The organism is Streptomyces olivoverticillatus (assembly GCF_014203555.1).
Classification (GTDB): Bacteria; Actinomycetota; Actinomycetes; order Streptomycetales; family Streptomycetaceae; genus Streptomyces; species Streptomyces olivoverticillatus.
In genome coordinates this window covers 429906-451211 of the sequence record NZ_JACHJH010000006.1, presented here as the reverse complement: position 1 = coordinate 451211, position 21306 = coordinate 429906, and the positions used below count along the sequence as shown (strand labels likewise).

At 74.3% G+C, this 21306-nt stretch carries 18 protein-coding genes; 10 read left to right on the top strand and 8 right to left on the bottom strand.

Features of this window, described 5'->3' with window-relative positions; all coding sequences use genetic code 11:
* Positions 1-144 precede the first annotated feature (144 nt).
* The 4 genes from FHS39_RS21605 to FHS39_RS21590 are packed head-to-tail and all read left to right on the top strand — an operon-like array spanning position 145 to position 4991.
* Positions 145-1545, top strand: coding sequence for a cytochrome P450 (locus FHS39_RS21605; RefSeq protein ID WP_184351062.1), 1401 nt, complete (start codon positions 145-147; stop codon positions 1543-1545).
* Positions 1542-2909, top strand: a complete 1368-nt coding sequence (locus FHS39_RS21600; protein ID WP_343069676.1) for an alpha/beta fold hydrolase — start codon at positions 1542-1544, stop codon at positions 2907-2909. The genes FHS39_RS21605 and FHS39_RS21600 overlap by 4 nt, the downstream gene beginning before the upstream one ends.
* Before the next feature lie 37 nt (positions 2910-2946).
* Positions 2947-4710, top strand: a complete 1764-nt coding sequence (locus FHS39_RS21595; protein ID WP_184351061.1) for a peroxidase family protein — start codon at positions 2947-2949, stop codon at positions 4708-4710.
* Positions 4707-4991: a hypothetical protein gene (locus FHS39_RS21590; protein WP_184351060.1), complete on the top strand. Its 285-nt coding sequence runs from the start codon at positions 4707-4709 to the stop codon at positions 4989-4991. Before FHS39_RS21595 ends, FHS39_RS21590 begins: the two co-directional genes overlap by 4 nt.
* A gap of 62 nt (positions 4992-5053) precedes the next feature.
* Here FHS39_RS21590 and FHS39_RS21585 read toward each other — a convergent pair whose 3' ends face one another.
* Complete coding sequence (locus tag FHS39_RS21585) at positions 5054-5431, bottom strand: hypothetical protein (RefSeq protein WP_045933881.1); 378 nt, start codon at positions 5429-5431, stop codon at positions 5054-5056.
* Between the two features lie 123 nt (positions 5432-5554).
* On the opposite strand from FHS39_RS21585, the gene FHS39_RS21580 reads away from it, so the two are divergent.
* Both FHS39_RS21580 and FHS39_RS21575 read left to right on the top strand, forming a co-directional pair.
* Positions 5555-6961, top strand: coding sequence for an FtsW/RodA/SpoVE family cell cycle protein (locus FHS39_RS21580; protein ID WP_246470374.1), 1407 nt, complete (start codon positions 5555-5557; stop codon positions 6959-6961).
* A 41-nt stretch (positions 6962-7002) separates the two neighbouring features.
* Positions 7003-8538 (top strand): ATP-dependent DNA ligase, encoded by a 1536-nt coding sequence (locus FHS39_RS21575; RefSeq protein WP_184351059.1) that lies wholly within the window; start codon positions 7003-7005, stop codon positions 8536-8538.
* Between the two features lie 53 nt (positions 8539-8591).
* Here the strand turns inward: FHS39_RS21575 and FHS39_RS21570 are convergent, their stop codons facing one another.
* Both FHS39_RS21570 and FHS39_RS21565 read right to left on the bottom strand, forming a co-directional pair.
* Positions 8592-10586, bottom strand: coding sequence for a glycoside hydrolase (locus FHS39_RS21570; protein ID WP_184351058.1), 1995 nt, complete (start codon positions 10584-10586; stop codon positions 8592-8594).
* A gap of 106 nt (positions 10587-10692) precedes the next feature.
* Positions 10693-11109, bottom strand: coding sequence for an ankyrin repeat domain-containing protein (locus FHS39_RS21565; RefSeq protein WP_184351057.1), 417 nt, complete (start codon positions 11107-11109; stop codon positions 10693-10695).
* Between the two features lie 103 nt (positions 11110-11212).
* Here FHS39_RS21565 and FHS39_RS21560 point away from each other — a divergent pair, with 103 nt between their 5' ends.
* Both FHS39_RS21560 and FHS39_RS21555 read left to right on the top strand, forming a co-directional pair.
* Entirely contained in the window at positions 11213-11407 is a 195-nt protein-coding gene (locus FHS39_RS21560) for a hypothetical protein (protein ID WP_184351056.1), read from the top strand.
* 42 nt (positions 11408-11449) lie between these two features.
* Positions 11450-13021, top strand: coding sequence for a hypothetical protein (locus tag FHS39_RS21555; protein WP_184351055.1), 1572 nt, complete (start codon positions 11450-11452; stop codon positions 13019-13021).
* Here FHS39_RS21555 and FHS39_RS21550 read toward each other — a convergent pair.
* Positions 13009-14514 (bottom strand): SCO1417 family PLP biosynthesis transcription factor, encoded by a 1506-nt coding sequence (locus FHS39_RS21550; RefSeq protein ID WP_184351054.1) that lies wholly within the window; start codon positions 14512-14514, stop codon positions 13009-13011. The two genes, FHS39_RS21555 and FHS39_RS21550, sit on opposite strands and share 13 nt — an antisense overlap.
* 102 nt (positions 14515-14616) lie before the next feature.
* Here FHS39_RS21550 and yczE point away from each other — a divergent pair, with 102 nt between their 5' ends.
* On the top strand, positions 14617-15333 hold the full coding sequence (gene yczE / locus FHS39_RS21545) for a membrane protein YczE (protein WP_343069675.1): 717 nt from the start codon (positions 14617-14619) through the stop codon (positions 15331-15333).
* A 255-nt stretch (positions 15334-15588) separates the two neighbouring features.
* Complete coding sequence (locus tag FHS39_RS21540) at positions 15589-15963, top strand: RNA polymerase-binding protein RbpA (RefSeq protein WP_004948858.1); 375 nt, start codon at positions 15589-15591, stop codon at positions 15961-15963.
* Between the two features lie 77 nt (positions 15964-16040).
* On the opposite strand, the gene fxsA is transcribed toward FHS39_RS21540, so the two are convergent.
* The 4 genes from fxsA to FHS39_RS21520 form a co-directional block, all read right to left on the bottom strand.
* Positions 16041-16601: an FxsA family membrane protein gene (fxsA, locus tag FHS39_RS21535; RefSeq protein ID WP_184351053.1), complete on the bottom strand. Its 561-nt coding sequence runs from the start codon at positions 16599-16601 to the stop codon at positions 16041-16043.
* A 50-nt stretch (positions 16602-16651) separates the two neighbouring features.
* On the bottom strand, positions 16652-17416 hold the full coding sequence (locus FHS39_RS21530) for a glycosyltransferase (RefSeq protein ID WP_184351052.1): 765 nt from the start codon (positions 17414-17416) through the stop codon (positions 16652-16654).
* Entirely contained in the window at positions 17413-19092 is a 1680-nt protein-coding gene (gene lnt, locus FHS39_RS21525) for an apolipoprotein N-acyltransferase (RefSeq protein WP_184351051.1), read from the bottom strand. Before lnt ends, FHS39_RS21530 begins: the two co-directional genes overlap by 4 nt.
* 517 nt (positions 19093-19609) lie before the next feature.
* Positions 19610-21268: an amidohydrolase gene (locus FHS39_RS21520; protein WP_184351050.1), complete on the bottom strand. Its 1659-nt coding sequence runs from the start codon at positions 21266-21268 to the stop codon at positions 19610-19612.
* Between the last annotated feature and the right edge of the window lie 38 nt (positions 21269-21306).

Genomic DNA, 21306 nt, shown 5'->3' with positions numbered 1-21306 from the left:
TGCGGTCCCGCGGAGCGGCCCGGGGCCACGGGGCGCCGGTCGCGGCGGTGCCGCCGGGGGCCTGAACCCCGCTCCCTGTTCTTCCTTGTCGCCCTCACTTCTCGACGCCCGCTGCCGCCGGGCCACCACCGCATGGAGCTGCCCATGACCGTACCCACGGACACGGACGGGACCGCCGCCCTCCCCGTGGCCTCCCGGGGCGAGAACTTCCGCCTCACCGTCGGCTACTTCCTGCCCAACTACCTCAGGGGCATCTTCCGTTCGCGCCCCCGGCTGGCCCGGCTCGTCGCCCGGCTGGACCCCGGCCGGCGCGGGCTGCGCCTGATGCGGGTGATGCGCCGCCGGCACGGCCGCGGGCCGGTGGTGGTGCGCGGCACCAGCGGGCCCACGCTGCTGGTGCTGGACGCCGAGGACGCCCGCCAGGTGCTGGCCGGGCCGGTCGAGGTGTACGCGGTCGACACCTGGGAGAAGGTGAGCGGATTCGCCACCGTGCAGCCGGAGGCGCTGATCGCCTCGCACGGCCGCCAGCGCACGGCCCGGCGGGCCTTCAACGACGCGGTGCTCGACGCGGGCCGTCCCGTGCACCGGCTCGCGGGGCACTTCCTGAGGATCGCGGGCGAGGAGGCGCGGGCACTGCTCGGCCCGCGGGCGGAGGCCGGGCTGTCGGCCGGCCAGGTCCGCGACCGCGTGGAGCGGATGGGCAGGCGGTGTTTCCTGGGCGAGGCGGCGGCCGACGACGAGGAGTTCTCGCGCCTGCTGGGCGAGCTGCTGGCCGAGGCCAACTGGCTGGGGGCCCGGCGCTGGCGGGCCGGGCGCACCCGCCGGACCCGGCGCAAGATGATGCAGCGCCAGGCCCGTTATCTGTGCGACGCGGATCCGCGCAGCCTGACGGGACTGTTCCGGACCGCGCCGCGCGGTCCGGAGACGGCCCCCGAGGGCCAGGTCGCCCACTGGTTCATGGCGCTGGGCAGTGTGCACGCCACGGTGGTGCAGACGCTCGCGCTGCTCGCCAGCCACCCGCAGCACCACGAGCGGGCCGCGGCGGAGGTCGCGGCGGCCGATCGCGGGCACGGCGCACGTACCGCGGCGGGCTTCGAGGCCATGCCGTATCTGCAAGCCTGTGTCCAGGACGCGGCGCGGCTGTGGCCGCCGGTGCCGAGCCTGCTGCGGCGCACCACGGCCGAGACCCGGTGGCGGACGGCGGTGGCACCGGGCGGGACGAACGTGCTGGTGCCCGCCGCCTTCCACATGCGGGACGGCGAGCGCATCGACTACGCGCACCGCTTCGCCCCGGAGAAGTGGCTGGACGGCACGGCGGAACGGGACTGGGCCGTCAGCCCGTTCGGCCGGGGCGAGGCCCGGTGCAGCGGCACCGAGCTGGTGCTCCAGCTGGCCACCGGGTTCGTGGCCGAGTTCCTGCGCGGCGGGGAGCTGGCGGTGGCGGGAGTACGGCTGCACCCGCGGCGGCCGCTGCCGTACTCCTTCGACACCTCGCGGCTGCGGATCGGCTACCGCCCCTTCCGCACGCCGCCGGAGAGGCCGTGACGACGGTCGGCGGCGTGCGCGGCGGTTCGGAGGCCGCCGCGCTGGCCGCCGTGGCGCGCACCCTGGGCGAGGTGGCCGGGGAGGTGCGCGCGGCGGGCCGGGCGCTGACCGCCGTGGCGGCCTGTCCGCTGCTGGCCGCCTCGCTCGCCCGCTCGCCCCGCACCGGGGCCCGGGCGCTGCGGGCCCTGGCCCGGGCGCTGACGGCGCCCGCGGGGCTGGGCTGGGCCGCGGACGGCGACGGGCTGGGGCGGGCCGCCCGCCTGGGCGGCGTGGTCGCCGGCCGCGGCAGCCTGGCGGCAGAGGTGGCGGTGACCTCGCTGAAGCTGCGCATCCGGCTGTGCGCGGTGCGGCACCCGGAGTTCGCCGAGGAGGGGCCGGTGCGGCGCCTGCTGGAGGCCGTCGAGGCGGGCCGCCGGGCGCGGGCGCTGCAGGTGCTGCGCGAGCAGGTGCGGGAGCGGGGCGCGGAGCGCACGCTGGCGCGGCTGGCGCCGTCGCTGGCCGAGGTGATGGCGTGGAACGCGCTGGTGGATGGCAACCCCTTCAATGACGAGGCGGCCTGGCACATCGTGCTGGGCACCCGCGGCGAGAGCGATCCGCTGCTGGGCACCACCGCCGCGGTGTGGGCCCGCTGGGACCGGGGCCCGGGCCGGGCGGTGCTCCAGCCGCCGGACCCGGCCCTGCTCGCCCGTCTGGAGGAGGGCGGGAGTGTCAGCGCGCACCTGCGGAACCTGGCGGTCATCGGCACCGACGGCCGGATGCTCGTCCAGCGGGTGACCGGCCCGGACGGGGCGGCCCGCTATGTGGTGCTGCTGCCCGGCATGGCCTTCGGCCGCCCCCGCAACCCCACTCCGCAGGACCTGGTCGGCGCGGTCACCGCGGTGGCCCGCAATGACACCCCGTACACCCGCGCCGTCCGCAAGGCGCTCGCCCAGGCCGTGCCGGCCGGGTCGCAGATCGCCCTCGTGGGGCACAGCCTGGGCGGCATCACGGCCATGAACCTGGCCGAGCTGTGCGAGGTCAACGAGCGGTGGCGGCTGACCCATGTGGTCGCCGTGGGTTCGCCGGTCGACTTCAAACGTCCGCGCGACCCGGCGACGCAGGTCGTCAGTCTCGTCAACGAACACGACGTCGTGCCCAATCTGGAGGGCCGCAGCCCCGTCTCCGTCTTCCCCGTGCCCGCGGACTGGCTGGAGATCACCTGGGCGGACCCCACGCACGACTTCCCGCAGTGTCACAACGCGGTCGTCTACGCGCAGGGCCTCGACGAGGTGGTGCCACAGGCGCGCGACCGGGTGGACGCCCTGCTCGAACGGTACCGCGGCCGGGTGGAGGAAACCCTCGTCTTCCGGCTCCACGACCGTTGAACCGCCCTGCCCCTACCCCCCTTGTGGAGAGCTATCGATGACCCGGGTACCGCGGCCGCGCCGCGAGTGGCACTCCCTGCCCTTCCCTCTGGCCCTCAGGGAGCTCAAGCGCCAGCGAGACCTGCTGCGCGCGCACAATCTGCACGACACCTACGGGGCGGGCGGCGAGCGGCGCCGCAAGCCCAGCCCCGAGCTGCTGCCGTACCGCAGTTACGACGGCTCCGGCTACGACCCCGACGACATCGACATGGGCCGGGCGGGCACCCGCTTCGACCGCAACTGCGCGCTGCCCCAGACGTTTCCGGAGCCCGAGGACGGGGGTCTGCTCGCGCCCAGCCCGCGCGAGGTCAGCAGGCGGCTGCTGGCGCGCAGCACCGGATTCCGCCCGGCCCGCACCCTCAACATGCTGGCGGCGGCCTGGATCCAGTTCCAGAACCACGGCTGGTTCAGCCACGGCGACAACCCGGCCGCCCGGCCGCTGGAGGTGCCGCTGGCCGAGGGCGACGCCTGGCCGCGGTGCCCGATGCCGGTGCGCCGCACCCGCCCCGACCCGGTCCCGCACACCGACCCCGAGCGCCCGCCGACGTACGAGAACACGGTCACCCACTGGTGGGACGGCTCGCAGGTCTACGGGTCCGGCGAGGAGCGGTGCCGGCAGCTGCGCACGGGCGAGGGCGGCAAGCTCGCCGTGGTGGACGGCAGGCTGCCGGACGAGAGCGCCCCGGGGCTCTCGGGCATCGACGCGACCGGTTTCAACGACAATTACTGGGTCGGCCTGTCGCTGCTGCACACGCTGTTCGCCAAGGAGCACAACGCGATCTGCGACCGGATCGCCTCCGCCCACCCGACCTGGGGCGACGAGCGGCTGTTCCACACGGCGCGGCTCGTCAACGCCGCCGTCATGGCCAAGATCCACACGGTGGAGTGGACGCCGGCCGTCATCGACCAGCCGGTGACGCGGGCGGCGATGCACATCAACTGGTACGGGATGCTGCCCGGCCGGGTGCGGCGGCGGGTGCGGCGCTTCGGGCACGGCGAGGCGCTGTTCGGCATCCTCGGCTCCCCCACCGGGCACCACCGCGCCCCGTACTCGATGACGGAGGAGTTCGTCTCCTCCTACCGGCTGCACCCGCTGATCCGGGACGAGTACGAGATCCGTTCGCACCGCACGGGCGTGCTGATCGAGTGCACGGGCTTCGAGCCGCTGCACGGGCTCGCCACCCGCAAGGCCGTGGAGCGCTGGGGCTGGCCGGACCTGCTCTACTCCTTCGGCACCATGCATCCGGGCGCCATCACCCTGCACAACCATCCGGACTGCCTGCGCGACCTGGCCCGGATCTCCGGGGAGCGCGTGGACCTCGGCACGGTGGACGTGCTGCGCGACCGTGAGCGCGGTGTGCCCCGCTACACGGCCTTCCGCTCGGCCCTGCACCGGCCGCCGGTGGGCGGCTTCGAGGAGCTGACGGGCGGTGACGCCAGGCTGGCCGCCGAGCTGCGCGAGGTCTACGACGGGCGGCTGGACCGGATCGACACCATGGTGGGCATGTACGCCGAGCCCAAGCCGCGGGGTTTCGCGTTCAGCGACACGGCGTTCCGGGTGTTCGTCCTGATGGCCTCGCGCAGGCTGAAGAGCGACCGGTTCTTCACCGCCGACTACCGGCCGGAAATGTACACGCCGGAGGGGCTGGAGTGGATCGACCGTACGGACATGGGGGCGGTGCTGCTGCGTCACCACCCGGAGCTCGCTCCGGTGTTGGAGGGCGTGCGCAATGCGTTCGCGCCGTGGAAGGCGGTGCGGTGAGCGACCCGGGTGCGGCCCCGGTGTGGTCGCGGCCGGTGCGCGAACAGGCCGTACGGCTGAAGTCGCAGGCCGAGCGGCTGCGGGCGAGCGCCGAAGGGATGACGCTGCCGGGGCCGGAAGGCGCGGCCCTGCGGCTGCGCGTGCTGGCGCAGGCGGACCGCGCCGAGACCGCGGCGCGCTCGCTGGAGCGCGCCGCCGAGGCACTGGGCGAGCACGAGGCCGTGCTGGCGGCCCTGGCGAGGAGGCGGCGCGAGGGCGGGGGTGCGAGAGCCGCGGGCTGACACCGCGCGAGCGGGCCGCCTGCCGGGCCGGGCCGGGTGCGCCCCGGCCCGGCGGGGGCACGTCAGCGGCCCGCGAGCGCCCCTTCGGTTTCGTGCCGCGCGTACCAGCGGTCGCCGCGGCGCTCGGCCAGGCCGTGGTCCTCCAGCCCGCTGACGTGTTTGAGGATGGTGCGCGCCTGATAGCCCACCGAGGCGCACAGGTCGTCCACCGACGCGCCGCCGGGGCCGAACGCACACAGCCCGTCCCAGGTGCGGGCCTCGTGGCGGCCGAGTCCGGGGGCCGGGGCCGGGCGCCGCTCGGGGGCCGTCACGACGGCCCGTGGTTCGGGCCGCGCCTCCGGCCTCGGCTCGGGCCGTACGGCGCTCGGCCGGGACAACCCGACCGGGCGCGGCGTGCGGTTGACCCGACGGTGTCGGCGGCCCTTCTGGCGCTTGCTCATGGTGAGAACCACTGCTCCGTCCTGCGTCGTCGATCCTGCGGTGTCGGTGCGTCAACTCGGTGTGACACCGGCCGGTTACGACAATTCCACTAAGTGTGCGCGACATCACGTACCGTGACCCGGATGCCGCAGGGGACGGACCTTGCGGGCGGCATCATGACCGGTGTGACCGAGGAGAGCGCAGGAGCCGGGGATGACGGGGACGGCCGTCCCTGGGCGCTCCGGCGGCGGCGCCGCGAGGCGCTGCTCCTCGGCCTGGCCGTGGTGACGGGCTGTTACGGCTACGCCTACGTGGGGCTGTCGGTCACCGGCACCGTCCCGGACGGGCTCCCCGGATTCGCGGCCGCCCTGGTGTGCCTGGCCGTGGTGCCGCATCTGGCGATGCGGCGCTGGGCCCCGTACGCCGATCCGCTGATCCTGCCCCTGGCCGTCCTGCTCTCGGCGTTCGGTCTCGTGCTGCTCTACCGGCTGGACCCCGCCTACCGCCTGGAGTACCACGCCGAGGCGACCGCTCCGGCGCAGCTGGTGTGGACGGTCACGGGGGTGGCGGTCTGCGTGAGCGTGCTGGTGGTCCTGCCCGACCACCGCAGGCTGCAGCGCTACCTCTACGTGACGATGGCCGGGGCGCTGGTGCTGCTGATGGCGCCCGCCTTGTTCCCCGGCGACACCTACGGCGCCAAACGGTGGATCTACTTCGGGCCGCTGTCCTTCCAGCCGGGCGAGTTCGTCAAGACCATGATCGCGGTCTTCTTCGCCGGCTATCTGGTCGTTCACCGTGATGCGCTGGCTCTGTCGGGGCGCACGGTCATGGGGGCGCGGCTGCCGCCCGGGCGGCAGCTCGGCCCGATCCTGGCGGTGTGGGGCCTGAGCCTGCTGGTGCTCATCGCCGAACGCGACCTGGGCACCTCGCTGATCTTCTTCGGGCTGTTCGTGGTGATGCTGTACGCGGCCACCGAGCGCACCGGCTGGGTGGTGTGCGGTGTGCTGCTGGCCGCGGTGGGAGCCGCCGTTGTCGGCTCGCTGGAGCCGCACGTCAAGGGCCGTATCGTCGCCTGGCTGCACCCCTTCGACGCGTTCAGGCCGGGCTCCGGGGTCTCCGACCAGCTCGCCGAGGCGCTGTTCGGCTTCGGCACCGGCGGCCTCACCGGAGCCGGCCTGGGGCGGGGCCACCCCGAGCTGGTGGGCTTCGCCGGCCGCAGCGACTTCATCCTCGCCACGGTGGGCGAGGAGCTGGGGCTCGCCGGGGTGATGGCGGTGCTGATGCTCTATGCGCTGCTGGTGGAGCGCGGCCTGAACGTGGCGCTGCGGTCCCGCGATCCGTTCGGCAAGCTGCTGGCGGTCGGGCTCGCGGCGGCACTGGCTCTGCAGGTCTTCGTGGTGGCGGGCGGCGTCATGGGGCTGATCCCGCTGACCGGCAAGGCGCTGCCGTTCCTGGCCAAGGGCGGCTCGTCGCTCGTCGCCAACTGGCTGATGGTGGCGCTGCTGCTGCGGATCAGCGACGGCGCGGGGCGGGAGCGGGCCGCCCGTTGAGCCGTGCTGCGCGGCGCCCGGTCCCGTAGCACGATGAGGACATGCTGCTGGCGGATGTCGCACGGGTGTCCGGCGAGGTGGCGGCCACGAGCTCGCGGTCGCGGAAGACCGCTCTGCTGGCCGGGCTGTTCCGGGAGGCCGGGCCGTACGACGTGCCGATCGCGATCCCGTATCTGGCCGGGCGGCTGCCGCAGCGCAGGATCGGCGTGGGCTGGAGCACCCTGCGGCACGCCCCCTCCCCGGCGGCGCATCCGACGCTGTCCCTGCGGGAGGTGGACGGCGCGCTCACCCGGATCGCGGCCGTGACGGGCCGGGGAGCGCAGGCGGAACGCAGGCGGCTGGTGGGCGAGTTGCTGGGCGCCGCCACCGCGGAGGAGCAGCACTTCCTGCTGCGGCTGATCGGCGGCGAGCTGCGCCAGGGCGCGCTGGACGCACTGACCGTGGAGGCACTGGCGGCCGCGTCGGGGGCCCCGCCGCAGGACGTGCGGCGGGCGGTGATGCTGGGCGGTTCGCTCGGGGCGGTCGCCCGGGAGCTGCTGGCCGGGGGTCCGCAGGCGCTGGAGGCGTTCCGGCTTCAGGTGGGGCGGCCGGTGCTGCCGATGCTGGCGCAGAGCGCCAAGGACGTGGACGAGGCGCTGGAGCGGCTGGGGCCGTGCGCGGTGGAGGAGAAGCTGGACGGCATCCGGGTCCAGGTCCACCGGGACGGCGCCGACGTGCGCGTCTTCACCCGGACCCTGGACGAGATCACCGAGCGGCTGCCCGAGCTGACGGCGGCGGCTCGGGCGCTGCCGGTGTCCTCGGCGGTGCTGGACGGCGAGGTCATCGCCCTGGACGCGGCGGGCCGCCCGCACCCGTTCCAGGACATCGCGGGGCGGGTCGGTTCCCGGCCGGCCGCCGCGGGTGCGGCCGCGGGACTGCCGCTGTCGCCGGTGTTCTTCGACGCGCTGGCGGTGGACGGCCGGGATCTGCTGGCCCTGCCGACGGCGGAGCGGCACGCGGTGCTGGCGGGCGTGGTGCCCGAGCCGCTGCGGGTGCGGCGGCTGGTGGTGGCGGACCCGGGCGGGGAGGAAGCGCGGGCGGCGGCGCGGGAGTTCGCGGCGCAGGTGCTGGAGCGCGGCCACGAGGGGGTGGTCCTCAAGGCCCTCGACGCCCCCTACACCGCGGGCCGGCGGGGTGCCGCGTGGCTGAAGGTGAAGCCGGTGCACACCCTGGACCTGGTGGTGCTGGCCGCGGAGTGGGGGCACGGCCGGCGCACCGGCAAGCTGTCGAACCTGCATCTGGGCGCGCGGCGGCCGGACGGCTCGTTCGCCATGCTGGGCAAGACGTTCAAGGGGCTGACGGATGCGATGCTGGCCTGGCAGACGGAGCGGCTGCGGGAACTGGCCGTCGGCGACGACGGGTTCGTGGTGACGGTGCGGCCGGAGCTGGTGGTGGAGATCGCGTACGACGGCTTGCAGCGGTCGTCGCGGTATCCGGCGGGGGTGGCGCTGCGCTTCGCGCGGGTGGTGCGGTTCCGTGAGGACAAGCGGGCGGAGGACGCGGACACGGTGGAGACGGTGCTGAGCGCTTTCCGCTGAGTGCATTCCGCTGGCCGGACGGGCTCGCAAGAGCCCGTCCGGCGAGGAGACTCCTAGCGGTTGACGTCCGCCGGGCACAGACGCCGTGCCTGCTTGTCGCCCTTCAGCTTCGCGTCCACGCAGCCGCCCGGCAGCCCGTCGTGCGCCTTGGTGCCGAAGTTGGCGGTGACGGTGAGCGTGCCGTCGCCGAAGACGGTGCGCTGGACGGTGCGGTCGGCGGTCAGCGTGCGGAAGCCGGTCATCGGCTCGGTGCCCGCGGCCTGGTGGAGCGGGGAGAAGTACTTCTGGAGGGCAGCCAGTTCACTGCCGTTCTTCTCCAGGGAGTCGCCGCCGATGACGAAGTTGAGCGGCGTGTTGTAGAGCATCGCCAGCAGGGCTCGGTCGGTCTTCTGCTGCGGCAGCTTGTCGTACGGCAGTTCCCAGCGTTCGACGTTGACGAGCGAGTCGTGCAGGGCGGTCTCGAACAGCGGTACGCGGTAGGTGGGGTCGTACATGGCCTTGGCCACGTTCGCCGGGAGTTCGGCGGGCTTGAAGAAGGCGTCGGGGGCCTTGGCGGGGGTGTAGCCGCCCCAGGTCTTCTTGTCCCGCTCGGCCTTCCAGAGCCCGTCGGTCACGGGGGTGCCGGAGCCGTGGTCGTAGGAGAGGACCTGGTTGGCCCAGGCGCCGGCGGATTCGGAGCCGAGGGCGAGGTGGTCGTCGTCGGCGAGGCGCTTCATGCGGGCGAGGCGGTTGGCGCGGTCCTGCGCCTTGGTCATGGGGTGAGCGTCGCTGTGGTCGCGGAAGAGTTCGCCGGCCGCGTCGACGTCGAGGAAGTAGCTGTCGGCGCCGTTGGCGGTCATCTTCCGGGTGCGGTCGGCGAGGTAGTGGTGGGTGGGCTCGGCCTTCTCGAAGGCCTGCGAGCTCATGTAGCAGCCGCGGTCGTGGAAGCCGGTCTCCGGCGTCTTGTCGGCCTTCTGGACGCAGAAGTCGGGGTACAGCTTGTCGGGCCATGCGGAGGTGGGGGTGTCGGACTTCTTCGGGTCCTGGCCGTTGGCGAAGGAGTCGTACGGGCCGACGAGGTAGCCGGCCTTCTTCGCGGCGGCGACCGCGGCGGCGTCCATGGGGTTGTCGTCGGCGTCGTAGCCGAGCCACATGCGGTCCACGCCGAGCGCGCGCAGCTTGCGCACGCCCTCGGCGGTGCGGGCCTGGCCCCATACGTAGGCGTGGAAGGCGCCGAGGAGCTTCTGGTTCGCGGGGGCGGCCGCCATCTTGCGCTTGAGGCTGCCGAGCTGTCCCTGCTCCTTCAGCCAGGCGCGGTAGTCCAGGGCGGGGGCGACCGGGGAGCCGTCGGTGAGGGAGAGGGCGACGGTGTAGTCCGTGGTGCCGTCGCCGCGCGAGAAGGTGTGCTCGGCGGTGGCCCGGAGCCTGCCCTTCTCGGAGCCGACGTTCAGCGTGGTGCCGATGTCGGTGGGGACGAGATAGCTCGCGCCGGTCCGGCCGGCGCTGTAGCCCCACAGCGGCAGGGACTGGGACTCCATGTCCGACTTGCTGCCGACGAGACCGGCCTCGGACGAGTTCCAGAAGGTGTCGGCGACCGGTATGGACAGCCCCTCGCCGCGCGGCAGCTGGAGGGCGGAGGCGGCGGGGTCGGCGCCGGTGACGGGCCACTGCAGGGTGCGGTCGGCGGTGCCGGTGGACCGGACGGAGACCAGCAGCCGCCCCTTGTCGGCGCGGACGGTGATGGTCAGGCCGCTCCCGGGGTACGTCCAGCGAGCGCCGTCGGCGCTGGCGGTCACGGGGCCGGGGGTGCCGAGCGCGGTGGCGGCGGGGGCGGAGAGTTCGACCGTGGCGCCCGCGTCCGTGCGCGCGGTCACACGCAGCGAGGCGGTGTCGACGGTGGCGGTGCCGCCGCGTACGGGCAGGTCGACGAGGTGGCCGTGGACGCGGGCCGACTGCGCCGGGCGGGGCGGGGCGGCGTCGGCCGAGGGCAGGAGGGCGACGCAGGGCAGGGTGGCGGCCAGCACCACGGCGGCGGCGCGGGCCGTGCGGGACGAGGTGATGAAGGGCATGAGGAATTGATAACGGGCCGCTTTAAGAGACTTCTAAGGAACAGGGCGGACCACCAGGGGTGCTGACCTTGCGTCAGGCGGAGGGGGCACCCCTGGAGGCCCCGTGTCACTTGCCCTGGAAGAGCTCCAGCAGGTCCTGGCGCCCGAAGACGCCCGCCGCTTCGATGGCCGAGGGCGTGCCGGCGGCCGGGTCCGCGCCGTGGGCGAGAAGGATGCGCACCACCTCGTCCTCGCCCTTGAAGACGGCCCCGGCCAGCGGCGTCTGCCCGCGGTCGTTGGGCCGGTCGGGGTCGGCACCGCGGTCGAGCAGGGCGGTGACGGCGCCGGGATGGCCATGGTAGGCGGCCAGCATCAGGAGCGAATCGCCCTTGTCGTTGGTGAGATTCGCCGGGACGCCCGCGTCGACGTAGGCGGCGAGGGTGTCGGTGTCGCCGTGCCGCGCCAGGTCGAAGACCTTCGAAGCCAGTTGGAGCACCTCGGGGTCGTGCGCGGGCTCATCGGTCTCTGGAGTCTGTTCTGACATGTTGTGCGGTCCTCCGTACGGGTGTATCCCCACTTGCCGGAATAATACTTTCTGTGAAGCTGGAGGAGCTCAAGGTGACCGCCCCCAGCACTCGGGAGACTCCATGATCCTCTCCATTTCGGGCGTCGTACTGCTCGGAGTCATCGCGTTTCTGTTCTTCCGAAAAGACGGCCTCAAGCTCTCGCACGCGCTCGTCTGCTCGCTCTTCGGCTTCTACCTCGCCGGCACCGCCATCGCACCGAGCATCAAGGCGGGCGGTGCCAGCCTCGCCAGCCTTCTGGGCGGGATCAAGTTCTAGCCCGCCTCCGCGACCGTCAATCACCGACACCAGGAGAACGACGTGGGCCGGCGAGGAATTCATCGCGGAACGGCCGGCGGCGCCCCGCCCTCCGCGCACCGGGAGCTGGCGTACGCGGTCGCCGACGGCACCAGGGACATATTCCATCCGCTGATCGTCATCGGCCGCGGGCTGCGCACCCTGATGGCCACCGGGCGCCGCACCTGGGCGCAGACCCCGCGCGAGCGGCGCGGCCCGGCCCTGCTGCTGACGGCCTCGTGCCTGGCCATCCTGGCCCTGATCCCCTACGGCCCGCCGCTGGTCGCGGCGGCGGTGATGGGGGCGGGCGCCTGGGCGGGACGCGGGCGCGGGCACCGCGAGACGGGCGAGGCGGAGAACGCCCGGCTGCAGACCCTCTACGACGCCCTGGTGCCGTACTTCTCGGTGCCCGAGGACCCGAAACCCCTCTACCAGCACGGCGGCCACTGGCCCAAGGCCTTCGAGGAGCACGCCTTCGACGACGAGGGCCGCCTGAGCTCCCTGCGGCTGCGCTACCCCGCCTACTTCGCCGACGGCGAGGAGGAGCCCCGCGCGCGGGTCGAGCAACTGCTGCACCTGAAGGCCGGACGGGGCCGGGAGTACCGGTTCGACTGGGACGAAGAGGCCAACCGGCTCACCCTGAGCGCCCTGCCCCCGCTGCCGGCCGACATCGCGGCCCAGCGGTTCGTGACCGCGCCGGGCGAGACCGTCCTGGGCTTCACCGACCCCGGCGACGTCCAGCGGACGCTGCCGGTCGGCGACGGCGAGGAGATGCGCGACGCGCCGCCCGTCGTCTGGCGTACGGGCCCCCGCTCCGCCGAGCCGCACCTGCTGGCCCTGGGCCGGCCCGGCGGCGGCACCACGACCCTGCTGCGGTCGGTCACCCTGCAGGCGCTCCACCACGGCGGCGACGTGGTGGTCGTGGACGGCGGCGGCACGGGCGAGTACGCCTGCCTCACCGGGCGGGAGGGGGTGCTGGCGGTGGAGACCTCGCTCACCGGGGCGCTGGCCATCCTGGAATGGGCCTGCCACGAGACCGAACGGCGGCTGACGGCCGCGGGCCACGCGCGCCAGCTGGGGCGCGCCGTCCCCGAGGACGTACGCCGCCCGCTGTGGATCGTCGTGGACCGGCCCGTGGGGCTGAGCCAGCTCGCGACGGGCCAGGGCCGCACCGACCCCCAGGAGCTGCTCGCGGTGCCGCTGCGGCACGGGCGGGTCACGGGCGTCACCGTGGCGGTCGGCGAGCAGCTGGACGCGGCCGGGCGGCTCGCCGAACCGGTGTGGACGGCCGCCCGGGCCCGGGCGGTGCTCGGCGCCGCCGGCCCCGACCGGACGACGGCCGCCCTCGGCTCGCCGCCCCACACCACGGCAGGCCCGGAGCTGCCGCCCGGCCGGGGCTACGCCCGGCTCGGCTCGGGCCCGGTGCACCGGTTGCAGGTGCCGGCCACCCCGGACCCGTACGACGAGGAGGCCGACGAGGCGCAGCGCGGTGCGGTGCTGGCCCTGCTGCCGGTGCGGACCGCCGCGCTGCCGTCCGGGGTGGAGGCGGTGCCCTGGAGCGGATACGACGAGGAGCTGCCTGCTCAGGCCACGTAGGTCCGCGGCACCTCGGCGGCGGCGGTGGCGCCGCTCGCCACCAGGCGGGCGGCCTCGGCCAGCCGGGTGGCGGCCTCCTCGGCCACCGGGCCCCGGACGGTGAACGGCAGGCGCACGTACCCCTCGAAGGCCCCGTCCACCCCGAAGCGCGGCCCCGAGGGCACCCGCACCCCCAGCCGCTCCCCCGCCTCCGCGATCCGGGAGCCGGACAGCCCGCCGGTGCGTGCCCAGAGGGTGAGGCCGCCGTGCGGGACGGCGAACTCCCAGTCGGGCAGGTGGCGTCGGAGCGCGCCGACGACCGCGTCGCGGCTCTCGCGCGCCTCGGCCCGCCGGATGGCGATCGCGGAGTCCCAGCCCTCGGAGCCCATCAGCCAGGCGACGGCCAGCTGTTCGAGGACGGGGGTGCCGAGGTCGGCGTAGGCGCGGGCGGCGACCAGGCTGCGGATGACGTCGGGGGCGGCGCGCACCCAGCCGATGCGCAGCCCGGCCCAGATGCTCTTGCTGGCCGAGCCGACGGTGATGATGGAGCTGCCGGCGGGGTCGAAGGCGCAGAGGGGCCGGGGCAGTTCGACCTCGGGGTCGAGCAGCAGCTCGGACATGGTCTCGTCGGCGACCAGCAGGGTGCCCGCGGCGCGGGCGGCCTCCACCAGCTCCCGGCGCTGCTCCTCGGAGGCCAGGGCCCCGGTGGGGTTGTGGAAGTCGGCGATGACGTAGGCCATGCGCGGGGCGGCGTCCCGCAGCACCTGCCGCCAGGCGGGCAGGTCCCAGCCTCCGATCCCGCCGGCCATGGCCACCGGCACCAGCCGGGCCCCGGCCTCGCGCATCAGCTGCAGGACGTTGGCGTAGGAGGGCGAGTCGACGGCGACCCGTTCCCCCCGGCCGGCCATCTGGCGGCAGATCGCGGCGACGGCGCCCATCGCACCGGTGGTGATCATGATCTGCTCGGGCATGGTCGGCACGCCACGGGCGGTGTAGCGGTCGGCGACGGCCCGCCGCAGGGCGGGCAGCCCCGCCGGGTAGTCGCCGTGGGTGTGGGCGTAGGGCGGCAGCTCTTCCAGGGCGCCCTGGAAGGAGCGGGTGAGCCAGGGCTCCGGCGCGGTCATCGCGGCGCAGCCCAGGTCGATCACCGAGCCGGCGGCCTCCGGGGGCAGCGGCTCCAGGGCCCGGGTGGGCAGCGGGTTCCCGGCGGGCATCGCGGTCCAGCTGCCGGCCCCGCGCCGGGATTCCAGGAACCCCTCGCCGCGCAGTGCCTCGTAGGCGGCGGCCACGGTGGTGCGGCTGACGGAGAGGGCGGTGGCCAGCTCGCGCTCCGCGGGAAGCCGGGCCGCCACCGGGACGCGGCCTTCGAGGACGAGCAGCCGGATGCCGTCAGCGAGGGAGCGGTAGGCGGGCGAGCGGCGGCCCGTGAGGGGTGTCACGGCGTCGCGCCCGTGCTGCGAGCCGAGCAGGCGCGCCAGCTGGGGCGCACCCACCGAAGAAGTCCACGGACTCATGGTTTGCGGTCCACCTTCCCGGAATTGGCCATGGATCTTGAGTTGACCCAGTCCACAGACTGTCACGCAACAGGCCACTTGCACCAGCGGAGGGGAAGAATCGTGTCCGCAGCCGGATTGGGATCAGAGGAGTCGCCGGAGGGGCGGGCACCCGGGGGGTCGCGGGGGCCGCACCTCGCCCGCCGCCTGCTGCAGCTGTACGCCGGGCTGGTGCTGTACGGGGTGAGCGCGGGGCTGCAGCTGCGGGCGGGGCTGGGGCTTGCGCCGTGGGACGTGCTCAACCAGGGCGTCGCCCGGCACGCGGGCCTGTCGATCGGCACGGCCTCGATCCTCATCGGCGCGATGGTGCTGCTCCTGTGGATACCGCTGCGGCAGCGCCCGGGGCTGGGCACGGTCTCCAACGTGCTGGTGATCGGCCTGGCGCTGGACGCCACGCTGAGCCTGGCCCCGGCGCCCGGACCGCTGTGGGCGCGGATCGCGCTGCTGCTGTTCGCGGTGGCGCTGTGCGGAGTGGCGACCGGCCTCTACATCAGCCCGCGCTTCGGGCCGGGCCCGCGGGACGGCCTGATGACGGGGCTGCACCGGCGGACCGGCCGCTCGGTGCGGCTGGTGCGGACCTGCATCGAGGTGGCGGTGCTGGCCACGGGCTTCGCGCTGGGCGGCTCCGCGGGGGCGGGCACGGTGCTCTACGCGCTGGCCATCGGGCCGCTGTCGCAGTTCTTCCTGAGGTTCTTCGAGCTGCCCGGAACACCGTCCGCGATCGTGGCGGAATCGGCTCCTCCGGTGACCGCGGGCACCGAAGTGCCGGACCCGGTTTAGGCCGGAAACACGCGGGCCGGTAGTGTACGCCTTCGACCCACCGGATGGACCGTTACTGCGCGCTTAAGTAGTGCAAACACAGGGTGACATCTATTGCCAGATGTGACAAAACGGGCGCCGGTGGGTACAACAAGGGGCGGCACGACGGGCGACGCATGTCCCTCAACGGGAATCTTCACCGCCGACCGGACGTTGACCGGATGACGACGACAGCGACACCTGTCCTGTGGGCGACAAGCCCGGGAGGCACGATTCATGAGTGAGCGAGCTCTCCGCGGCACGCGACTTGTGGTTACCAGCTACGAGACCGACCGCGGCATCGATCTGGCCCCGCGCCAGGCGGTGGAGTACGCATGCCCGAACGGCCATCGATTCGAGATGCCGTTCTCGGTAGAGGCGGAGATTCCGCCGGAGTGGGAGTGCAAGGCGTGCGGCGCCGTTGCACTCCTGGTAGACGGCGATGGGCCTGAGGAGAAGAAGGGCAAGCCTGCGCGTACGCACTGGGACATGCTCATGGAGCGGCGCACCCGCGAGGAGCTCGAGGAGGTGCTGGCCGAGCGGCTGGCCGTCCTGCGCTCCGGCGCCATGAACATTGCCGTGCATCCGCGGGACACCCGCAAGTCCGCCTGACGGCGGGCGCACGACAAAGGGCCCGGGCCACTGCTTCGCGCAGTGGCCCGGGCCCTTTTTTACGTCTTTTCACGCCCCTACCGGGGCAGCTGCGGCCCGTCCGGCCGCGGGGCGGGCGGTTCGTCCTCGCGGATCACCTCGCCCTGGACGACCTTGCCGTCCGGCTGGTGCATCCTCGCCTGCCGGAAGGCGTCGCCGAGCGTCCCCGGCCCGTAGCCGCCCGCGCGGTCCAGCCGCCGCCCCACGGACGTGCGCAGCAGCTTCCGCGTCGGCGGGAAGAGGCACAGCAGCCCTGCCGCGTCCGATATGAGGCCCGGCACGATCAGCAGCAGGCCGCCCAGCATCGTCAGGGCGTTGCCGCCGCCATCCTCGGCCTGCGGGGCCGTGCCCGGCTGCTGGAGGGACTGGGTGAGCCGCTGCCAGGCCCGCCGCCCCGCCCGCTTGATCACGTACGAGCCGGCGAGCACGCCCCCGGCCAGCAGCGCCAGCACGGTGAGCCCGCCCGCCGCTTCGCCCACCAGCATCAGCAGCCAGATCTCCAGCACCGCCCAGACCGCCACGCCCAGCGGGACGAGCCTGCGGGCGAGGCTGCGCCGGGGCGGTGTGCCGTTCACGGTCTGCTGTGTTCCGAACGTCATGCCTCAAGTGTGCCCGGAACCGCGGCCGGGCCGCGGGCGAGGGTCAAGGTCTAGCGCTCCTTGCCCAGGGCCTTGGAGACGCGGGAGCCGAGGCCCCAGGAGGTCACCCGCCACAGCGCCTCCGCGACGATGTCCCGGCTCATCTTGCTGTCGCCCAGCTCCCGCTCGACGAAGGTGATGGGGACCTCCACCACGTGGAACCCGGCCTTGACCGCGCGCCAGGCCAGGTCGACCTGGAAGCAGTAGCCCTGGGAGGCGACCTCGTCCATGCCCAGCCCCTCCAGCGTCTCCCGCCGGAAGGCCCGGTAGCCGCCGGTGACGTCGCGCAGGGGGACGTCGAGCATCAGCCGGGAGTAGGTGGAGCCGCCGCGGGAGAGGAACTCGCGCGACTTCGGCCAGTTCACCACCCGGCCGCCGGGCACCCAGCGCGAGCCGAGCACCAGGTCGGCGCCCTTGAGCGCGGTCAGCAGGCGGGGCAGCTCCTCCGGCTGGTGGGAGCCGTCGGCGTCCATTTCCACCAGGACGCCGTAGCCGTTGTCCAGGCCCCAGCGGAAGCCCGCCAGATAGGCGGCCCCCAGCCCCTCCTTGCCCTGCCGGTGCAGCACCTTGACGTGGTCGTCGTCGGCGGCCAGCTCGTCGGCGAGCTTGCCGGTGCCGTCGGGACTGTTGTCGTCGGCGACGAGGACGTGCGCCTCCGGTACGGACTCCCGTACCCGGGCGACGATGGGCTTGATGTTCTCCGCCTCGTTGTAGGTCGGAATGATCACCAAGGTCGTGCCGAGCGGACCGAAACTCCGCTGACCACCGTCGTTCACTGCTGACCCTTCTTGTCCATGTTCTTTTCCGCCCCCTCCGGCCGGACCCGACGGCCGATCAGGAGAGCGGCCGCGCAGGACAGGAGGCCCACGATAGCGAGCGCCCATTCGGGAGCCGCACCCGCGCGGTCGGCGAGGGTCGTCCCGTCCCGCAGCGGGATGCGCGCGGTGATGACGTCCTGGGTGAACTCCTTGCTGCGCTGGAGCACCCGGCCGTCCGGCGCGACCACCGCGCTGATGCCGCTGGTGGCTGCGGTGACCACGGCCCGGCCGTGCTCGACGGCCCGCAGCCGGGACATGGCCAGCTGCTGCTCGGGCTGGCCCGTGCGGCCGTAGGTGGCGTTGTTGGTCTGCACGACCAGGGCCCGGGCCCCGGCCCGAACGGTGTCGTGGACGATCTCGTCGTAGGCCACCTCGAAGCAGATGACATCACCGAGGCGCGCGGGCCCGACCTGCAGCACGCCGGTGTGGTCACCGGGGTAGAAGTCGCGCGGGACCCGCTGGAGGCGGGTGATGACCTTGCTGAGCTCCTGCCGGAAGGGCACGTACTCGCCGAACGGCACCGGGTGCTGCTTGGCGTAGGAGGCCCCGGGTCCGGTCGTCGGGTCCCAGACGATGCCCATGTTGTCGATGAAGCCCGGCTTGCCGGGGTGGTCGACGAGCGCGCCCACGAGGACCGGCACGCCGACGGCCCTGACGGCCTTGTCGATCCGGTCGTAGGCCTGCGTGTACTGGAAGGGGTCGAGGTCGGAGGAGTTCTCCGGCCAGATCACGAGATCCGGCTTCTTCGTCTTCCCCTCGCGGATGTCCCGGGCCAGCTTCAGCGTGGCGGAGACGTGGTTGTCGAGGACCATCAGCGGGCGGCCCAGGAAGTCCATGCCGGGCTTTTCGACGTTGCCCTGGATGATGGCGATGTCCACGCTGTCGTCGCCCTTGGTGGGTACGGGCACGGCGAATCCGGCGGCCGTCACCGCCGCCGCCAGGGCCACCGCCCCGGCGCCCGGCAGCACCGCCCGCAGGCCTCCGGCTCCAGATCGCAGCCGCACGGCGGCGACGGCCGCGTACGCCAGCAGGCCACCGGACAGCGCCACCGCGAAGGTCACCAGCGGTGCCCCGCCCAGCGCCGCGAGCGGGGTGAAGGGCGAGCCGGTGTTGGCGAACGCCAGCCGGCCCCACGGGAAGCCGCCGAAGGGCACCCGGTCGCGCGCCCACTCCTGGGCGATCCACAGGCAGGCGCCCCACAGCGGCCAGGCGGGCAGCCGCGAGGTCACCGCGAGGGCGGCGCCGAGCGCGGCCACGAAGAGGGCCTCGACGACCGCCAGGCCCAGCACCGCGTCGTAGCCCACCACGTGCAGCCAGCGCAGCAGCAGGAAGAAGAAGGGCAGCGCGAAGGCGAACCCCGTCCAGGCGCCCTGCCGTGCGGTGCGGCCCCGGGTCAGCAGCGCCAGCGCGGCCACCGCCAGGACCGACAGCGGCCACAGGTCGTACGGCGGGAAGGCCAGGGCGAGGGCGGTGCCGCCGACGGCGGCCAGAGCGGTGCGGGCCGCCTCGCGGCGGGCCAGCCGGGCCAGGCGCACGGCCCGGCCCGGGCGCCCGGTCGCCGCGGCGCCAGGTGCGCCGACGGCCGTCGGGGGGGCCGTGGCGGCTTCGGGGGTGGTTTCGGAACCCGAGGGCACGGTCGCGCCTTCCTGGAGCTTTCGGGTGTATCAGCAGACCGTACCTCGCCACGGGCGCACGGCGGCCCACAGGTGCACGAGGGGTGCGGCAGGGGAAGCCCAGGAAGAACGGGGAGGAGGCGGAATCGGGGCCCGGCGTCCTTCGGGCCGACCTCGGGTCCGCTGGCTGCGGTCGGCCGAGAGCCGTTGTCTACTGAACATCCGGGCCCCACCCGGGTCGCACCTGCCGGGCAGGCGGAACCTTCCTTCGCCCCCGTGCGCTGGTACCTGGCTCCCAGTGGCGGAGCGCCCGTGTGGCGCCCGCCCCATGGCCCAGCGGCGTTCGACGACTGTGTGGAGGTTCACCGGCCGGACGTCCTGCGGTGGACCCGGCAGAACCTACCGGCCGCCGCCCGCACCCTGTCAATACCTCCGCGACCTGCGTGGCTCGGGCGAACCAGCAGGTCAGTATGGACGAGGGCAGGGCGCCGCGACAGCCCGACGGCACGTCGTTCGGCGGTACGCGGCGCCCTGCGCGTCACTCGTTCGGGCGCGCGGGGGACGCGTACACCTCACGTCCGCCCACGACCGTGCGCAGGCACACCGGCAGCAGGGCGCCGGGGGTGAGGTCCGGCAGGCCGGGCGTGCCAGAGCGGGGGTCGGTGGACCAGTCGGCGACGCGGTGGTCGGGCACCTGCACCACGAGGTCGCCGGTCTCCCAGACCGCGTAGTCGGCGGGGGCGCCGGGCACCAGGACGCCCGCGTCGTCGCGGCCGATCGCCCGCCAGCCGCCGCGCGTGTGCGCGGTGAACGCCGCCCGCACCGAGACCCGGTGCTCGGGCGTGCGGTGGAAGGCGGCGGCGCGGACGGTGCCCCAGGGGTCGAGGGGGGTGACGGGGCTGTCGGAGCCCAGCGCGAGCGGGACTCCGGCGCGCAGCAGGGCCGCGTACGGGTTGAGGGTGCGGGCCCGCTCGGCGCCCAGGCGCTCGGCGTACATCGCGTCGTCGCCGCCCCAGGCGGCGTCGAAGGCGGGCTGCACGGAGGCGGTCAGGGCCAGTTCGGCGAAGCCGGCAATGTGCTCGGGGGTGAGCATTTCGGCGTGCTCGACGCGGTGCCGGGCGGCCCGGACGCGGGCCGTGCCCAGCTTGTCGGCGGCGGCCCGGACGCCTTCGACGACGGCGGTGAGCGCGGCGTCGCCGATGGCGTGGAAGCCGGCCTGGATGCCCGCCTCGGTGCACGCGGTGACATGGGCGGCGATGGCGGTGGCGTCGAGGTGGGCGGTGCCGGTGTGTCCGGCCTCGGGGGCATCGGCGTACGGCTCGTGGAGGCAGGCGGTGTGCGAGCCGAGGGAGCCGTCCACGAAGAGGTCGCCGGCCGCGCCGATCGCGCCGAGCTCGCGGATGTGCGCGGCGTCCTCGGCGCGGGTCAGCGCCTTCGCCCAGTAGCCGGTCACCCGGGGGCCCGTCTCCCGGGCGGCGAGGCGCAGCAGGCCGGTGAGGTCGTCGACGGAGGAGATCTGCGGTCCGGCGCATTCGTGGAGGGAGCCGATGCCGAGCGAGGCGGCGCGGGCGAGCGCGGCGCGCTGGGCCTCGGCGCGCTGGGTGGGGGTGACGCTGTCGTAGGCGGCGGCGCGCACGGCGTGGTGGGCGTCACCGGTCAGCGGCGCGTCCGCGGCGTACCCGGAGCGTTCGCGCACGTGCGGCACGAGGTCGAGCAGGGCCGTGGTGACCACGGCGGAGTGCACGTCGGCGCGGGTGAGGTAGAGGGGGCGCCCGCCGGTGGCCTCGTCGAGCTCGCGGCGGGACGGGGGTCGCCGCTCGGGCCAGGCGCTGGCGTCCCAGCCGTGGCCGAGCAGGACCCGGTCGGCGGGCCGCGCCGCGGCGTGCGCCCGCACCCGGTCCAGGGCCTCGGCGAGCGTGGCGGCGCCGGTGAGGTCGAGGCCGGTCAGGGCGAGGCCCGTGGCGGTGGTGTGCACGTGGGCGTCCACGAAGGCGGGGGTGACGAGCGCGCCGCGGAGGTCGACGACCTCGTCCACGCCGTCGGCGAAGGAGTCCGCGGCGCCTTCGGAGCCGACCCAGGCGACGTGCCCGTGCTCGACGACCATCGCGGTCGCGAAGGGGTCGGCGGGGCTGTGGACGGTGCCGCCGCGCAGCAGTGTGGTGCGCGGCGGGTCCTGGGGGGTGGTGCGCTCTGTCATGGGGATCAGTCTGTCCCCTCGCCGCCCGGTCCCGTAAC